The 18579-nt window shown below is 33.1% G+C and carries 13 protein-coding genes; 3 read left to right on the forward strand and 10 right to left on the reverse strand.

Annotated elements, in window-relative coordinates; genetic code table 11:
* Positions 1-17 precede the first annotated feature (17 nt).
* The 9 genes from WH188_RS24490 to trmD all read right to left on the reverse strand — a co-directional run bounded on the left by WH188_RS24490 (position 18) and on the right by trmD (position 9285).
* A complete protein-coding gene (locus WH188_RS24490; RefSeq protein ID WP_168127906.1) occupies positions 18-2408 on the reverse strand; it encodes a TonB-dependent receptor in 2391 nt (796 codons plus the stop codon).
* A gap of 405 nt (positions 2409-2813) precedes the next feature.
* Entirely contained in the window at positions 2814-3902 is a 1089-nt protein-coding gene (locus WH188_RS24495) for a DUF4374 domain-containing protein (protein WP_339424792.1), read from the reverse strand.
* 142 nt (positions 3903-4044) lie between these two features.
* Complete coding sequence (locus tag WH188_RS24500) at positions 4045-4683, reverse strand: hypothetical protein (RefSeq protein WP_021192364.1); 639 nt, start codon at positions 4681-4683, stop codon at positions 4045-4047.
* Between the two features lie 44 nt (positions 4684-4727).
* On the reverse strand, positions 4728-5243 hold the full coding sequence (locus WH188_RS24505) for an RNA polymerase sigma-70 factor (RefSeq protein ID WP_021192365.1): 516 nt from the start codon (positions 5241-5243) through the stop codon (positions 4728-4730).
* Positions 5244-5317: 74 nt separating this feature from the next.
* Positions 5318-6100, reverse strand: a complete 783-nt coding sequence (gene trpC, locus WH188_RS24510) for an indole-3-glycerol phosphate synthase TrpC (RefSeq protein ID WP_168127904.1) — start codon at positions 6098-6100, stop codon at positions 5318-5320.
* A gap of 2 nt (positions 6101-6102) precedes the next feature.
* The gene (locus tag WH188_RS24515) at positions 6103-6678 is read right to left on the reverse strand and encodes an anthranilate synthase component II (RefSeq protein WP_168127903.1); all 576 of its coding nucleotides are present in this window, start codon (positions 6676-6678) and stop codon (positions 6103-6105) included.
* Positions 6665-6964: a chorismate mutase gene (locus tag WH188_RS24520; protein WP_021192368.1), complete on the reverse strand. Its 300-nt coding sequence runs from the start codon at positions 6962-6964 to the stop codon at positions 6665-6667. The genes WH188_RS24515 and WH188_RS24520 overlap by 14 nt, the downstream gene beginning before the upstream one ends.
* The gene (locus tag WH188_RS24525) at positions 6961-8364 is read right to left on the reverse strand and encodes an anthranilate synthase component I family protein (RefSeq protein WP_168127902.1); all 1404 of its coding nucleotides are present in this window, start codon (positions 8362-8364) and stop codon (positions 6961-6963) included. Before WH188_RS24525 ends, WH188_RS24520 begins: the two co-directional genes overlap by 4 nt.
* A gap of 243 nt (positions 8365-8607) precedes the next feature.
* Complete coding sequence (gene trmD, locus WH188_RS24530; RefSeq protein WP_021192370.1) at positions 8608-9285, reverse strand: tRNA (guanosine(37)-N1)-methyltransferase TrmD; 678 nt, start codon at positions 9283-9285, stop codon at positions 8608-8610.
* A 211-nt stretch (positions 9286-9496) separates the two neighbouring features.
* Here trmD and WH188_RS24535 point away from each other — a divergent pair, with 211 nt between their 5' ends.
* From WH188_RS24535 to WH188_RS24545, 3 genes are all read left to right on the forward strand, one after another.
* The gene (locus WH188_RS24535) at positions 9497-11128 is read left to right on the forward strand and encodes an ABC-F family ATP-binding cassette domain-containing protein (protein ID WP_132771568.1); all 1632 of its coding nucleotides are present in this window, start codon (positions 9497-9499) and stop codon (positions 11126-11128) included.
* A 158-nt stretch (positions 11129-11286) separates the two neighbouring features.
* A complete protein-coding gene (locus WH188_RS24540; RefSeq protein ID WP_206368605.1) occupies positions 11287-12768 on the forward strand; it encodes a TPM domain-containing protein in 1482 nt (493 codons plus the stop codon).
* Between the two features lie 270 nt (positions 12769-13038).
* Complete coding sequence (locus WH188_RS24545; RefSeq protein ID WP_132771566.1) at positions 13039-13446, forward strand: hypothetical protein; 408 nt, start codon at positions 13039-13041, stop codon at positions 13444-13446.
* Between the two features lie 98 nt (positions 13447-13544).
* Here the strand turns inward: WH188_RS24545 and WH188_RS24550 are convergent, their stop codons facing one another.
* A complete protein-coding gene (locus WH188_RS24550; RefSeq protein WP_168127901.1) occupies positions 13545-18377 on the reverse strand; it encodes a DNA repair ATPase in 4833 nt (1610 codons plus the stop codon).
* Positions 18378-18579 lie beyond the last annotated feature (202 nt).

The following is an 18579-nucleotide window of genomic DNA, read 5'->3' on the forward strand; positions in this document are numbered from 1 at the left end:
TTATTGAATTGTGATTGTTATTTTGTACGTATAAAGTATCTGAACTTAATATTGAAAGATCTACTTGGCTTTTGCATTTCGAAATTGTCGAAACGTGTTGCATCGGTTAGATTATTACATTCTAAAGCGATATTATATTTTCCAGATGCTAAAGAATAGATGATGTTTACATCATGTGATACTTGTGTTGGGATTCTATATCTTTGAGATGGGGTCGCTAAACTTGGCCAATCTAAAAAGAACTCATGTATATATTGAAGATTATATCCTACCGTTAAAGTATTATTCTGTTTACCGACGTTGTGAAAATAGTAAGCCGCGTCAGCATTACCATATAAATAGGGCATATTTGGCATTCTATCTTTGTAGATACTACTTTGTATAATTTGCGAAGGTTCAACTTTAGTTGTGTTGATCAGGTTTTGGTAAGTCATATTTCCTCCGACTGAAAACAGGTTCTTGAAATAATATTTTAAGTTGATATCAACACTATTGTTTCGTACACTTCTTAGATTAGCACTTTTAAGTTCTCTTTTATTATTGCTGCTTAATGGTCCTACATACTGGCGTATAAAATCTTTAGCATTGCGGAATATGTAATTGGCATCTATGATAATTTGTTGGTTTTTTTGTAATTTTAAAGCATATGATAAACCTAAGTTGATATTATCACTACTCTCGGGTCTTAGACCAGGATTACCACTAATATTGATGGCATCACCAAATAATTCGGTATTATCGGGAAGTCGGTATGCTTTCTCATAGGAAGCTTTTAGTTGAATGTCTGGATTCAGGAAATAGGAAGTTGCTAAGCCATATCCAATTTTATTGAGTGATATTTCCACATTCTCATAAGTTTCCTTCTCAAGTTCATTGAAGTATTTTCCATTTTGATTGTAGTTTTTTAGAAAAATATTAGCATCCCAACGATCACGTATGGAGGTTCTATATCCGATTCCTGTAATGTTTTTTATTGTTTTGCGTGGGAGCTTATTAACTTCTAAATCTGGATAGTAATGATCTTTTCCTTTTCTGTCAAATGTTGTCAACAAATGATTGATCATAATGCTATTATTCTTGTTAATTGCATAAGAGATATTGGCCGTAAGATTACCATTGTTGTTTTTGTAGCGGTAATCTGTTAAGTCATTTTCTCCTCCTGGAGCATTTGGATCTTTTGGATTTTTAGGTATACTTTCTCCTGTCCAAGTGAATCTTCTTGGGACGGTATCCAAACTTCTTTCTGTACCGAAATTGTATCGAGCGTTTATCGTTACATCTAAACCTGCTGTCAATAAATTTCTCTTGATGTATTTAAAAGTCGGCTGTACAATGTTTCCTTGGCTTTCTCGACCTCCATATACATCTTCCATATGATTACCCGTTTGGATTTCTTTCTTATTCTGGCCGAGGGTAATACCAAAAAGGAGCTGATCAGCGTATTTTTTATTAGAAACGCCCATATTATATACTAATGTTTCATTTCTGTATGCATCGTGGAAACGTTTTCTTCTTTCGGCGGGGTAAAATTTTCCAGTGTCAAAATTGTATGATCTTACATTTACCAAGTAATTGTTGTCCGAATAATTTTGAAAAGCAGAAAGCATCATTGTAAAACCGTTGTTAGCAATGTATCCGGCATTAACTGAAGTTTTGTGGGTGTTAAATGAGCCATATGAATATGAAGCATCTAAATATTTTCCCGGCTGGTTTTTGGTTACAATGTTGACTGCGCCACCTAATGCATCGCCGCCTAGCCATACGGGAACGACTCCTTTGTAGACTTCAACTCGTTCTGCAAAATTGATCGGTATGTTGTTTAACTGAAAGGACGATCCGAAATTATCCATGGGAATTCCATCAACGAATAATTTAACCTGATTGCCCGAAAAACCATTTAAGCTAAAATTCATGTTTGATCCTACACCACCCGACTCTCGCAGTCTAACACCCGAAACACGATTTAATGCCTGACCAATATCCATTGTTGTATTGTACAATTTCTTCGCATCGATTGCTGTAACATTAAATGGTTGTTTTTGTATTTCTTTTGCTTCGGATCTTGCAACGATCTCGACTTCATCCATTGTTGTCTGTTGTGAAGCCAATTTTATAGATAGCACTTCTGTGTTTTCCTGGTTAATAAGAAAAGTTCTATCCTTGGCTTTGAATCCAACAGCAGATACTCGTATAGTATAGTTGGCAAAAGCGATATTTTTTATTGAAAATAAACCGCTTTTATCAGCTTGGGTCACTTGATTTGTTTCAAGAATTGTAATAGTTGCACCCTCAATAGGTGTATTTGAGGTGGTACTTATTCTTCCTTTTATTTCTCCTCTCTGTTGTGCATAAGCAGTAAACGATATGATTACATATAGACTTAACCATATTATTTTTAAATTCGACATCCCTTTATTTAGATTAATTATACATAGAGATGTTGCGTAACTCTAAATATACCGAAGGTCAGAGTGAGAAAAAGATTGTAAAATGTGCTATTTGCTTAATTTTTAGGCTAATAAAATTTATACATCTAAATTTATTTAGTTTTTAGGCTATTCATTTTTGGAATAGATTTATGAAGATAATGTCAAATTGAAATATCATCATTGATTAGCTGCATAAAAAGATAGATAGCGAATTATGGAGTTAGCAAGAAGAAGAGAAAGGTTTAATACTGTTGTATGGAGACAATATTTCTTGGTCGAAGAGGTTTCAATTTAAAATCAAGTTGATTTTAAATTGATTTATTTAACAATATTCAAATGACAAGTGGTAAGATATTCGGAGCGAATTATTTTCAGTTATAAAAACTAATTTAGTTTGTCTATACGGACAATGAAATCTGTCTCTTTGTCTAATTTTAGTCCGGTACTTATCTTTTTAGTTTGAATATTGTATATCCAAACTTGATGATTATCATCTTTATCGTCAATGGTAATATATGCCTTACCATTCTCCACAAGAACAGATTCTTTGCGAGTTCCTTTATCGTAGGGTAGGGTTAGCTTTGTTGCTGTTTGTTTTAATAAATCTACAACATAATATTCAAATTGATAAGTTGAATGATGATCGCTGAAATCGTTATAAAGGTCTTTTCTTTCACTACGAATGATTGCTTCATTATTCCCTAAGTACCACATGCCATAGGCATGATTTTGATTTGTAGCGGTAAGATTAAAGAAATAGCTTGAATCTACTGTTGTTGTATTATTTGGTATTCTAAATATTGCGGTAGGTTTACTGAGATTGTTTCCTAAAGCAATTCCTGGGCAACTCATAAAATAGAAATTTCCTCTCTCATCATGAAAACTGTAAGACTGTACTGTATTGACTCCTCCTGGGTAGGTGGATCGGTTATCTTTTTGTATGCTTTTTATCTTTAGCGTTTGTGGGTCTAATGTTGCAAAATACATGGTGTCAATAGTCGTAAAATCTGTTTCGTTGATTACTTTATTGTATGTATATCCCAGTATGAGATTATTCTGATGTAATGTGCTGAATCCTATTGAAACTATCGGAAATTTACTTGGAGCAACTGGTAAATGTATTTCTTCTTTTTGTAGGATCTCGAACTTCTTTACATCTATTTTATAGTAATGCAGTTTACTATATGTTTTATTGTCAAGCGTAAAAAGTAATAACGTATCTTTTCCTTGCCAATTCATATTTTCTATATGTTGATTGGACATCGGAATCGCAGCTATTTCTGTTAATGCATTTTCCTGCATTTCGAATTTTATGAATTTTCCACTTTTTATATGATAGAAAAAGCCATTATGTACGATGATGCTTCGATCAAAATATTGTGTTGGTAAGTCGATACCATCTTTCAGAATATTTATTGTTCCCGAATCTATAGAATTAGTTGTTACAATGGTATTTCCCAAATTCTTATTCATAATATACAAGCTGTAGTTGTTGGAACTACTGTTACTTTGGTCTCTACTCGAACAACCAATAATGAAAACTATTAATAAAAGTAGAAGAGTTTTAGAAATAGGTTTTAATTGCATGGGAATTTAAGTTATTAATAGAGGCTTGTTATATAATGTTAAACTGTAATTTAAGCTGATTCTGTATTGTTGGTGCTAAAAAAGTGAGTTCCGATTGGGAGAGAATAATTTGCTTGCCTGTATTTTTGGAGTTTAGAATGAAATAAGTTTCTCCATTTTTTAATTCCTTTTTTTCTCTAGTTCCAATAAAACTAAATTCGAAATCTTTCTTTGGAATAATAACCATTGTACCCATTGAAAAAAATTCTCCAGTTTCTACATTAATTTTTGCTGTAGCATGCTTTCCTAAAATTAGTTCATAACTATTTTTTTCAAAATACTTTGAATTTGCACTTGTGCTATTATCAAAAATGGCATAACTAATTTCTTTATCTATATTGTTTTTATAGATAAAGAGGCCGAATAAAATTACGATTGAAGCAGCGATACTTATGTAACGTATTAGTCTTTTTCTATTATTATCAACTTTAATCGGGGCTGGTTCAATTATATTAGCGGCAATGTTTTCCCAGATCTGTGATTGGATATGGGACTTGTCAAATTGAGGAAGTGATAGTGGAGAAAAGTCCAAATTATCATCTACAAGCCATTCCTCCACAAGAATTCTTTCTTCTGGAGTGCATTGGTTTAAATGATATTTCTCTATCAACTTTTGATCAACTTTCATCGGCTTATATCCTTAATAGCAAAAATACAGGATTTCTTTTTTATTTAATTAATATATTCGGTTAATTCGGTTTTTAGCGTTTTTAAAGCTTTGGAAATGTGATATTCTACAGCTCGCTCTGATATATATAATTTATGGGCTATTTCTTTATTTGTTAAACCTTGATCTCTGCTCATTTGAAAAACATTTTTACATTGAGCGGGTAATTTATTGACTAATGATGAAATCTTCTCCGATAGTTCTTGAGCAATTAAGGGATGCTCTACATAGTGGTTTTCCGCTGTATTAATTATGTTTTCTAAATGATGTTGGCGCGTAACTTTATTACGTATATATTCAAAGGTTTTAAGTTTAACAGCTCTGATTAAGTATCGCTCAACTTCTAGAAGACGAAGATCATCACGCCGTTCCCATAATGATTTAAAAACTTCTTGAACGATTTCTTTTGCAACTTCTTCATCTTGGATATTTTTGATACAAAATGCAAACATACCTTCCCAATATTGAAGGTATATTTGCTCAAAGCTATCTTTATTTATGATAAAAATTTTTGTGTCCAAAATAAGAAGCGGCTACTTAATCTGTGATTTTAAGAAGCAAATATACTCTTATTTAGATTGGATTTAAATAGTTTTTATATTTCTTTTACAAATTCCAATAATGCTTTCCCCGGGTCAGTTGTTTTCATAAAATTTTCGCCAATAAGAAATGAATTATAACCAATGCTTTTTAATTCACGGATTGTTTGAGGGTCTGAAATTCCACTTTCTGAAACTTTAATATAAGTATCTGGAATTTTATTGACTAAGTCGTAAGAGTGCGCTAATGATACGGAGAAGTCTTTCAGATTGCGGTTGTTTACGCCAATGGCATCAACTGTATCAAATAGGTTTCCTTTTAATTCTTCTTCGTTATGAACCTCCAAAAGTACATTCAGACCCAAAGTTTTAGCGTAATTGGAGAGTTCGCTTACCTCTTCATTGGTCAAACATGCCGCTATTAGTAAAATAATATCAGCACCATAGGCTTTTGCTTCAGCGATCTGATATTTATCGATTATAAATTCTTTACGAAGTAAAGGTATGGTTAATACTGATCGGGCTTCTTCCAGATCCTTTAAACTTCCTTGAAAAAAATCAGCATCTGTTAATACTGATATTGCAGAAGCGCCTGCATTTTGATATCCTTTGACAACTTCTGATACCGTGTTAATGTTGTTGATGACGCCTTTGGAAGGGGAGGCGCGTTTGTATTCTGAGATTATTCCCGTACGTTGTGGATCAAGAACGGATTCTTTTAGCGAATAACAAGTTCTACTAAAGAGCGGATATTCACTAAGTTCTTCGATAGAAACTTTTGCTTGAGCTTCTGAGACTTCTACTCGTTTTCGTTCAACTATTTTATCTAAAATTGTCATTTCTATTTTTTTAACCAGTTTTCAATTAGTTTTTTCCCATTCTCTGTCAAAACAGATTCTGGATGAAATTGTAATCCTTTTACGTCAAGGGTCCTATGGGACAGTGCCATGATAACACCATCTTCATCTGTTGCGGTTACTTTTAAGGTTTCAGGAAGAGATGAAGTTTCGACAGCCCAGGAATGATAACGTGCAATTTTACTGTGACTAGCGTAATCTTCAAATAGTTTTTCTGAATGATCTATAATAATTAGATCTGTTGCCACTCCATGTAGCGGTCTCGGCATATTATAAAGTTTAGCTCCAAAAACTTCGGCAATGGCTTGTTGGCCAAGGCAAATGCCTAATATACTTTTTGTATCCGCATATGTGCGGATGACATCTAATAACAGACCGGCTTCTTCGGGAATACCTGGACCTGGCGACAATAAAATTTTATCAAAAGCAGCTACCTCTTCTAATTTGAATTTATCATTTCTCCATACTGTATATTCTTGATCACATTCTTGTAATAGATGAACCAAATTGTAGGTGAACGAATCGTAATTGTCGATTACTAATATTTTATGATTGCTCATGGAAAATTTCTGTTTCTTTATTAATGAAGTGATTGATGATTGATTGGAATACACTTTCTACGAGTTTTCCTTCAATTTTAAAATTAGTTGCCCAATCATTTCTTTGCTCGAACATGTTAATTACTCTTTGTTCCGCTTTAACTTCTTCTAATGAAGATTTATATTGAGCGGCTTGTTGTACATATTGCGCCCGTTGTGCAATAAGTTCAATGATTCTATAGTCGATACAGTCAATTGAACTACGAATGTGTGATAGATTGTCACAATATTCTAAAGGTCTAATCATAACGTTTCTGCTAATTCTAATGCTTTTCTCAAAGCTGCTATTTTATTATTTACTTCTTGTAATTCCATCTCTGGATCTGAATCTAATACAATTCCTCCTCCTGCTTGGTAATTCAATAGATTTTGTTTACTTAAAAATGAACGAATCATAATAGCATGATTAAAATCGCCATTAAAACCCATATATCCAATTGCACCGCTATAGAATGATCTTTGTTGGCCTTCATAACGATCTATTAAAGTAAGCGCCATATGTTTAGGGGCACCACTCAGTGTTCCTGCCGGATAAGTATCACCCACAACATCAAAAGGATTGACTCCTGGTTTTAATTTGCCTGAAACTTTTGAAACTAAGTGGATTACATGGGAGTAGTATTGTGCTTCCTTATAAGATTTTACCTCAACTTGGTTACAATGTCTACTTAAATCGTTTCTTGCAAGATCTACGAGCATGACATGTTCGGCGGATTCTTTAGGGTCATTTTTAAGTTCTTCGGCTATTTTAATATCCTCCTCCATATTACCGGTCCGTTTAAAAGTACCTGCAATTGGATAAATTGTTGCCTCTCCATTTTTAATGGTCAATTGTGCTTCTGGAGAAGACCCAAATAGTTTGAAATTTCCGTAGTCAAAGTAGAATAAGTAGGGGGAGGGGTTGATGGAACGTAAAGCACGATATACATTGAACTCATCGCCTAGAAAAGGCGTTGAAAATGCGCGTGATGGAACAATTTGAAAAACATCACCCCTCTGAATATGTTCTTTTACTTTTTTGACCAATTCGCGATGTTCTTCATCTGATCTATTGGACGCCTCTTCTCCAGTTCTACGAAATGTATATTCGGGAAAGTTCTTATTTTGTATTAAATACTGTAGTTTATCTAATTCGGATTCTTCATCATTTAATAAATGTTCAAATACAAATAGTTCATTTCTAAAATGGTCTATTGCTATCACATATTTATAAACATGATACTGTAAATGTGGAATCTCTAGTTTTGGACTTGGAACTGTAGTTAATTTGATATCTTCGAAATGTTCGATGGCATCAAATGTGAAATAACCAAAAAGACCATTTGAAATAATGTTACGTTCTGTGGAAATGGGTTCGCCAAATGATTTTCTGAATGTAGCAACCTCCTCTTTTAAATTAATTTCTTCCTTATTTTTAAGGATGACTTTTTCGTTCGGATATGCAATTTCTAATTGCGTATTATCAAGTTTGATATGCGCAATGGACTGGCAACAGATGTAACTTATATTGTTGTCTCTGCTGTGGTAATCCGAACTTTCTAGTAAAATGCTATTTGGAAAGACATCACGTAATCTGAGATAGATGCTAACCGGAGTTGTCGTATCAGCGAGCAATTTTTTGAGATTTGTTTTAAACGTGTATTTCATTTTATTCTTAATTTTTTAAACATAAAAAAACCCGATACTGAGTCGCATCGGGTTTGAACTTCCATAAATGGTTTTGGTTGATTATGAAATATTTTGACAATACCAATTAGTCCCCGATGCTTATTGCTTCAGGCCACCACCAATTTGTATATGTTCTAACTGTCGTCATTGTATCACAAATTTATAAAAAAAAATGATTAAGCAAACTTTTTATGATAAATAATCAATAAAATCTGAAATTTATTAGTCATTTAATAAATCTGGTCTTCTTTCTCGGGTGCGGATAAGCTGCTGTTCGTCTCTCCATTGCAATATTTTAGCTTCATGTCCACTAAGTAATACATCCGGAACTTTATGTCCTTTCCAGTCTGCAGGACGCGTATAAATGGGCGCATCAAGTAATCCGTCTTGAAAAGAATCGGATAAAGCGGAAGTTTCATCTGATAAAACTCCAGGTATTAATCTTATAATGGCATCTGTTAAAATTGCCGCTGGTAATTCTCCTCCAGATAAAACATAATCACCCACAGAAATTTCTTTTGTAACATAGATATCTCTAATTCGTTGATCAATACCTTTGTAGTGGCCACAAAGAATCATCATGTTACCTTTTGTAGATAAATTATTCGCGATTTCTTGATTGAGTGTTTCGCCATCAGGAGACATGAAGATAATTTCATCATACGTGCGTTCTGCTTGTAGTTTTTCTATACAAGCCGCAAAGGGCTCGATCTGCATAACCATACCAGAACCTCCTCCATAGGGATAATCATCAACACTTTTCTGCTTATTTGTCGCGTAATCACGTAGATTGTGTACAACAATTTCTGCTAAACCTTTTTTTTGTGCCCGTTGCAAAATAGAATGTGCAAAAGGACTATCTAATAGACTTGGAAGTACGGTAATTATATCAAATCGCATGAGGCAAAGATACACAAAATTGAAAATTACTATTATTATTTCTTTTATAGGAGATGATATTCAATTATCGATAAAGATATATGCTGAAAATTATTGACCATAATTCTTGTTTTTTCTTGTAGTTGTTAGGTATAATCATCCATAAAAATGGTGGGTACTATATTTATAAGATTGATTCGCTTATCTTTGCGGAAAATATAAGCGAATAAAAGTGATTAACGTAAATAATATTTCAGTTTCCTTCGGAGGAACAACTCTTTTTAGTGATGTGTCATTTTCAATCAATGAAAATGATAAAATTGCTTTAATGGGAAAAAATGGTGCAGGTAAATCAACATTATTGAAGATTATTGCTGGTGCAGGTAAACCTACAACAGGTAATGTTTCGGGACCGAAAGATGCAGTTATTGCATACTTACCCCAACATTTATTAACAGAAGATAATGTTACTGTTTTTGAAGAGACATCTAAAGCATTTGGAGAAGTTTATCAGATGCGGGATGAGTTAGAGGAACTAAATGAACAACTTAATGTAAGAACAGACTACGAAACTGATGATTACATGAAGCTGATTGAAAGAGTGTCTGAACTAAGTGAAAAGTTTTATTCAATTGAAGAGGTTAATTACGATGCTGAAGTCGAGAAGGTACTAAAAGGATTGGGATTTGAACGCACAGATTTTACTCGTCAAACTTCTGAATTTTCTGGAGGATGGCGCATGCGAATTGAACTGGCGAAGATTCTCTTGAAAAAACCAGATTTAATTTTATTGGATGAGCCGACCAATCATATGGATATTGAGAGTATTCAATGGCTAGAGGATTTCTTGATGAATTCTGCAAAAGCTGTCATTGTTATTTCTCACGATAGAGCTTTTGTCGATAACATTACAAATCGAACAATTGAAGTAACGATGGGTCGTATCTATGATTATAAGGCTAAGTACAGTCATTATCTTGAGTTACGTAAAGATCGTCGTCTACACCAATTAAAGGCTTATGAAGAGCAACAAAGATTTATTGCTGATAATCAAGAATTCATAGACCGTTTTAGAGGAACTTATTCAAAGACGCTCCAAGTACAATCACGTGTTAAAATGTTAGAGAAATTGGAAGTAATTGAGATCGATGAGGTTGATACATCTGCTTTGAGATTAAAATTTCCACCTTCACCTCGTTCAGGACAATATCCTGTTATGGTTGAGGAGCTTACAAAAAAATATGATGAACATGTTGTTTTTCAAAAAGCAGATATGGTTATTGAACGTGGCGAAAAAGTTGCTTTTGTGGGTAAAAATGGAGAAGGAAAATCAACTATGATTAAAGCAATTATGGGAGAGATTGATTACGAAGGAAGTTTGAAAATTGGTCACAATGCTAAGATTGGCTATTTTGCACAAAATCAGGCCGCGTTATTGGATGGAGAACTTACTGTTTTCGACACGATTGATCAGATTGCAGTAGGTGATGTCCGCGTGAAAATTAAAGATTTGCTCGGCGCTTTCATGTTTAGTGGAGATGATACTACAAAAAAAGTAAAAGTCTTGTCAGGAGGTGAAAAAACTCGTTTGGCCATGATTAAATTGCTATTAGAACCTGTAAATGTTCTTATACTAGATGAGCCTACCAATCACTTGGATATGAAGACTAAAGATATTATTAAAGATGCTCTTCAAGATTTTGATGGAACATTGATCTTGGTGTCTCACGATCGAGATTTCTTAGATGGATTAGCTCATAAAGTCTTTGAATTTGGAAATAAACGTGTTCGTGAACACTTTACAGATATTAAAGGTTTCCTAGAATATAAAAAGATGAATAGCTTAAAAGATATCGAAAAATAATTTTTCTAATCTTTTAATCGCTAATTGAGAGGTAAGTATCCAAGATACTTACCTCTTTTTTTTGAATGTATTGATATCGAGTAGCCTTCGTTGCGATATTTTATTTATGAAGAATATTAAATGTTTTTTGGTTCAAATTAAAATACTAAATTTAGTTTATGTCAAGAATTTTTAAAAAAATTATTTTCACAGTTCTTACCCTTGTATTAATTCATGGGCCCTCATTTTCTTTTGCTCAATATGGCATTGAAGATCTTCCTAATCCTAAAATTAAGGGACAAAATTATTTTGTTTCAAATCCGGATCAAATTATTTCTAATCATGTAGTAGCAGAACTAGATGCTATTTCTTGGCAGATCGATTCGATCACAAAATGTGAATTTGCGATTGTAATAGTTAATGACTATATCGGAGATAGTGATTTTGATTTTGCATTAAATTTATTTAATGCTTGGGGAATTGGTAAAAAAGAGAGTAATAATGGATTACTTCTTTTTATTGCTAAAAACAGACATGAGTATCGATTTATATCTGGATATGGTATGGAGGGTATATTGCCGGATGCCTATCTTAAGCGGATAGGTGAAAAGTTTTTAGTTCCCAATTTTAAAGCGGAGGATTATGATCGTGGCGTTTTAGAATGTTCACGATTTATCCAGACTATCCTGACTGCTCCAGATGCACGAACAGAATTGGATCGCTTAATGCCAGAAACAATACCTTTCTGGAATTTTAAAAATCCACATTTAAAAAATTCATTACTAGTTCTTTTTGCTTTTGTAATCTTATATGTTTGGATATCAGTTGTGACTAAAATGACAAAGGGAAAGATTACAAAAAAAAGTAGTTATTTTCCTCCGTTAGTAAGCGGTTGTGGGTGTATGGGTATGCTGATGTTTTTTACATCTTTTATTTTTGCATTTGTTTTTGAAAATTTTGAACAAGTTTATCAAGTTAGGAATTTACCTTATTTCATTCTCGTGTTCGGTATCATAACTCTTGCTATGAAGTATAATGCGGGTGTAACGACTGTTATGAATTCTTATAAGGATGAAGAAAATATTCAGCAAGCAATTCGTAAATTTTTGAGATGGAACTTTTTTCCAATATTAGTAAGTCCTTTGGCTTGGATAGATTTTGGCAAGTCAAATAAAAGATTATATAAATATGAAGGACGGTTATTACCCCCAGATAATTCTGATAATTGGTTGCGTATAAATAGAGATAATGCGGATTCAAAAATGAGAAATTACCTGGATGCAGGTCAATTAATGGAAGAGAAAATTAATAGCCGTGATTATGAAGTCTGGGTTAATAGTAAAACTAATGAGACTAAATTGATTCCCTGGGATGAAAATAAAACTATCGAACTATGTCCACAATGCCATTATAAAACATTTGAAAAAGATTTACGTAAAACTATTACAAAGGCGACCTATAGTTCTGGTGGATTGGAAGAAAAGTATGATCTATGTAAATATTGTGGTTATACAATCTCTCATGGAACTCAGAGTACTCCGAGATTGGTGAGGTCATCATCAAGCAGTTCAAGTGGTGGATCGGGCAGGTCTAGTGGTTCGGGTAGTGGAAGTTTTGGTGGAGGATCTTCTGGAGGTGGAGGCGCGGGAGGGCGATGGTAAAGCATTGTCCATTAATGTGATAGATGAATTTAGTATTTCATTAAATAAAAGGGATTTCCTAAAATATAGATCTATAAGTCTATATTATTGTTACAATTATCCAATTTTTCAAATTAAATTTCAAAGCTCTTTATTGTGCTCTAAGAGTATAAAACATCATTTCTTTCTGATTTTTTATTTTATGCTTTAGCATTTGTTTAATTTTAAAATATATTGTCTGATCTTTATTTTAAATTAACGTAATTTTATTTATTTTAAACTTATAATTTTATGAAGAAATTGATTTTATCTGCTGCGGCTGCGGTGATTATTTTTGCGTCATGTAATAATACGGATAGCAAAAAAGTAGAAGTAAAAGATACAACTACTCAAGTTAACACTGATAATGGTGTTGCGACAACAACTACTACAGAGACTACTTCGACAACTACAGTACCTAAATTTAGTTCTCCGGAAGTACAGCAATTGGCTGATGATTATACAAAATTTGTGAATGAGTATGTTGCCGCCGCTAAAGGTGGTGATGCGACTAAGCTTCAAGAATTAGCAACTAAACAACAAGAGTGGGCTACTAAAACAGCTACCGCTGCTAGTAAGTTTACAGCTGATGATGCTAAATTGTGGGCTGAATATACTCAAAAATTGGCTACTGAAATTACTGGAGCAGCGACTAAGTAAATCTTACAGCAATAAAATAGAAGAGGCATTCATTTTAATGATTGCCTCTTTTATCTTATGAAGATAGAATAATCTTAATCTTTATTATGTTACCGATTTTATTTCTTACTGATAGCATTGATTATGCCCTGTAAGTTTTCATTAAATTCCAATAATTGAGCAAACATTTTATCATCTTTACCTAGAGCACCATGCTTATTGTCTTTTTGAAAAACCTTTTTGATTGCTTCCCAGCGCTCTTTTTCCTCTTTTGTTAAGATATCTGCTAACTCTTTAAGCTTTAATAAATTTGATTCTGTATCTGCAGTAAGCGTTTGTGATTCACTTTCATAATGTGTTAAAATAAGCTGATTAATTTCTTGATCGTTCATCATAGGAACGACTTGGGCGACCAGTTTGCTCATATTTCGATAAGAACCCTGTAATTTAAAGGGAGGCTCTGTTCGATAATTATCTTGCATAGCAGCACTGTTGATGTAGCTTTGATTTACTTTTATGACGATATTACGAATCTTAAGAAGATGCTGCGAGACTGCAAGGAAGTCATCAACGTCTTGCTTCAAATAGTTTCCTTCTAACTCTGGTAATTGTTCTTCTCTATTTTCTATATACCGTATGAGCGCGTAAAAATCGTTGAAACTTTTACCTGCAATTTTGTCAATTGCAGGATTTTCAACAGCAGCATTTTCAATTAAGCTTAAATTGAATAAGTAATCTGTATCTCCTATAACATCTCCTAAGTTGTATACATCAGCGCGATTGGCTAGCATATCAGGGATTCTAAATTTTGAGCCACTCTCTGTATAAGGATTTCCCGCCATTACGATACAAAATCGATTTCCGCGAAGATCGTAAGTCTTGCTTTCTCCTTCAAAAATACCGTCAATCTTTCTTTGTCCATCGGCTAGTGATATGAATTTTTGAAGAAACTCAGGATTGAGATGTTGGATGTCATCCAGGTACAGCATCACATTGTCTGCCATTTCAAAGGCTAGATTAATTTTTTTAAGCTCCTCTCGTTCACCAGATGTTTTAGCTTCAGAAGGATCGATCGATGTAATGGTGTGACCGATTGTGGGACCATTGATTTTCACAAAGTGTAGCCCCATTGTTTTTGCTAAATACTCCATCAATGTTGTTTTACCATACCCGGGAGGAGAAATGAGAAGAAGCATTCCCATTTTTGCTGTACGTTTATTTTCTCCAGCCACACCTAATTGCTTTGCAAAATTTGTTCCTATTAAAGGAAAGTAAACATCATTAATCAATTTATTTCGAACAAACGAACTCAATACTTTTGGTTCGAATTCGTTTATTTTTAGTTCTTTTTTATAGGCTGTGCTTAATTTTTCTTTTAATATGTTAAATGACTCGAAACGAGGTATATCTATATCGTGAAATTTTTCTAATTTTTGAATGAAAGAGTGAAAATCTATTTGATAACTTTCATTTGTGATCACTGGATGACTTCCTTTCAAATTCGCTACTGAAAGTTGATCCTTGGCTATAATAAGTTCGTAATCAATCTGATCAAACAAGATTAATGCTGCGGTTTCATTAATGTATTTTTCAAATTTAATTAAATGATCATTGCTCTCAATAAAAGCATATAGCCAGTTCTGAATTAAATAATAACGATCTATAAGACTGAAACCTTCATTGTTTATATCTCCTTCAAAATCTTTTAGGGTCTTTCTATCATGTAGGTAACGCGTAAACTCTTGTTTTAAATGATCGGCAAAGTCGGACAATGATAATTTATTGAATTTGCTAAATGTTTTAAAAAGGTATTTTGCAATGTTCTCTTTGTTTATTTGCGATAGATCCAGGTGTGTTTCCCAACGATTGACCTCATCATTCATTTCCTTTAGTATACTTTCGTATCGATTTGAATTTGGAAAATTCTTAAGGATTTGATTAGATGATCGGATAAGAGCTATTAATTTAGAACGAACGGATTGGTCCAATTGCTGCCAAAAAAAATGGGCTAATGTTCTTGTTTCAGGATCAAACTTTAATACATCTAATTTTTCCCCTAGGGTGTGAAGTTGTTCGTAGATCTGAAGGGCATCAAAATTGTGAACACCTTTGATATAAGATTCTACATAGTTTTGTTCTACAGCTTGATTAATGAATTTTTCTGCATTAAAATTGCTTTTGGATTGTGATGCTAGGAAAGTTTTATAAGCTAAATATTCGGCACGATACACAAGTTTGTTCTCAGAAATAATTTCTTGTTCCCAAATATCTTTATAAATATTGATCTCTTGGGCGGTCACTTTTTGATAGAAACTAGTTCCTGTCAAATGATAATATAGTTCGTCTTGACGCCGTATTAATGTTAAACCTAAGCGTTGGTTATTAACTGTGAATTTGTTTTTGCCAAGTTTAATTATATTTTCACCTTCAACATATAGTTCGGACTTATCTCTTAAAACTCTTAACGCATCTTCTTGTGATTTCTTAAGTAAATTCTCAAGGCTTTCGGCTTTAGATACATCTTGTATTGTTTTCAGTTCTGAAATAATATGACGAATCTTGTCGATCATTAAGTCGGTCGAGTAAAAACTTAAAATCTCTTCTTTCGTGAGTAAAGATTTTGCCTTATTTTCGATGTTTTTAAGGACACGCAGTGCTATCTGTTCAAGAGAAGAGGCGCGTTTATTGATTTGTTCAATAATATATTCGCGTTTCCCGTTGAAAGCTTTAATGATTTCATCGCGCTTATCAGCGATTTTTAAAGCAAATTCGTCAAATTCAGAAAACTTGCTTTCGAGTTCTTCTAAGTTTACAACAATCTTAGTATAATACTCGTCAACTTTTTCTGCCGAAGTTGATAATTCCAGGTAGTTAACAATTGATTGCTCTAACAAAGTGAGTTGAGCCGAAAATTCTGCAATGGCTTCAGAACTTTTTAGTGTATTTAATTTACGTGTTAATTGGGCTCGAACCTCATTTAATGAAGCGAAAATAACTGATATTTTTTCAATTATCTTTGTTGTATGTGTTGTGTCATCAATCTTTAAGCTATGAAGTATATCAATTAATAATTCCAAATCACTAGAAATAGCTTTACATCCATCCTCTATGGCTTTGGCATCGATAGCTTTTGTTACTTTGTCGACTTCATTCTTTTGGATGACAACCTTCTGTTCATATGATGTAAGTGCAGCTTCCTGTAATAAGAACTGTATTGTTTTCTCAGAAAGATTAGTCGCTATGTGGTGAAGCTGTTCCTCTAGTTCATTTATCCGATTGTTTTCAATATACTTTACATTGCGCAAGTCAATGACCTCACCTTGTAATTTACGTGTATGTGATAAATTATGTACCAGTTGATCTAACTGTTCATAAATCGAACTATTGACTTTAAAAACAAGATCTTCTATTTTTTTTTCTATTGCTGTTAGAATCTCTTCCGCATGTTTACGCTGAATCTGTACCTTAACGAACTCGTCGATCGCTGTGTTCGCAATTTCTTTTATATGTTGTAATGGTGTACCAAGATTTTGAAGAGCCTCATCATGGACCCAGAAGTACGAATCAATGATGGAATTTGATTTTTTTAGAATATCCTCATATAGGCCTTCATAGGAATCTTCTTTGTTAATCAGTTGAATGACTTCTTGAACTTCAGACATCGCTTGGACAATATCTTTATTGCCAATTTTGTATAAGGGATCATCTCTGCGCGATGCATTTTCTTTCAGAACAGCCATGTATGGAGTCTCCCATATTTGTACTTGATGGTGGCGCGTCGCTTCATTTTCTGTACGAAAATAGATTAAGCTTCCATCTTTAAATATGGTAAATCCATTGCAAACGATTGGGGTTTCTACAGATTGTTGAATAATATTGTAAGACATTAAAATGTATGTATTCGACTGCTCATGAGTGAAAACATATAGGTAGTCTTCTCCGTTAGGAGAGATTACTTTTTTTAGAAACTGAACATTTTCAAGGTTATTCTCAAAGGTTTTATGTGTGCCATTTTGAAGATAATATCCATTTGAGAAAATAATACCTTGATTATCTGGTAGCAAAATAGCAGATTCATTGAGCGTTTTTAGGTTGACAACCTCTTTAGTTCTGATGTTGAAAATGTAAGCGCGAAATTCTTCTTGAAAGGGTTTGATCCTAAGAGCAATCATATTACCTAAGTCAGCATAATGGTATTCTGCATCATCTAGCTGTTGATCAAGATTACTAACCTTTTCAGAATAAATTCCTTTACCTGACTCTGTATTATTTTCAATTTTAAATGTTATATCACCATGAATTGCTTCAATAAATACCTTATCTAAGATAGAAATATGGGGAAACCGACCCAATCTTCGATCTTCAAGGGTAGTTTTTGTCCAATCAAATTCATGTTGATTTGCTTTTTTAACTTCATGTATACTTCGATCATCTAAATAAGTTAATTTTCCATCTTTAATCAACCATTTAAATGCTTTTAGATCTTGTTCATTCTTGGTGGTTTGAAAGATCATATATAAATAGTTCTCTGTTTTTCTAAATTTGGAAAAAATTGAATCTCTATAATATTTGTATAGATTTTGGTAATCATTAACAAAATTTATATCATTTATGAAATCAAGATCTTGGGGAATAAATTGATTATCTTCAAATAAATAGATGCTAAATACGTCTTGTAACTGAATTTCGGTTCGTAATCCAAAATGTACATTATATCCGAATATGCAGATATTACCAATTGCTAAAATACCTCTTGATACGCAGTTATTATCTGTTGATATACGTTGATTTGCCTTTAATATAAAGTTGGTCGAATTAAATATTTCTTTTCTGGCGGTATTTAATAATTGTAATTTATCGGAAAGCGTTTCTTTTTGATGTTGAAGACGTTTTCTGATAATTTCGTAAGATCCAGAGTCTAAAGTATCGTTGTTCGCTTGTGTTTCTTGCATAATTCGAAAATAATCGTGGACTATTTAATCCGTGTTGAATTCTAATTTCTACCTGTGTTAGTATATAGTTAATGTATTGACTTTATGATTTTCATTTGGTGAAGTCAATGTTACATTTACAATGGTGAAAATCTAAATCATCTTTGGAAAATACTATATTATGAACAGTGTAATAAAGCTAATTATATCGTTGTCAACTTGA

The sequence above is a fragment of the Sphingobacterium sp. MYb388 genome (genome assembly GCF_037479535.1).
Classification (GTDB): domain Bacteria; phylum Bacteroidota; class Bacteroidia; order Sphingobacteriales; family Sphingobacteriaceae; genus Sphingobacterium; species Sphingobacterium anhuiense.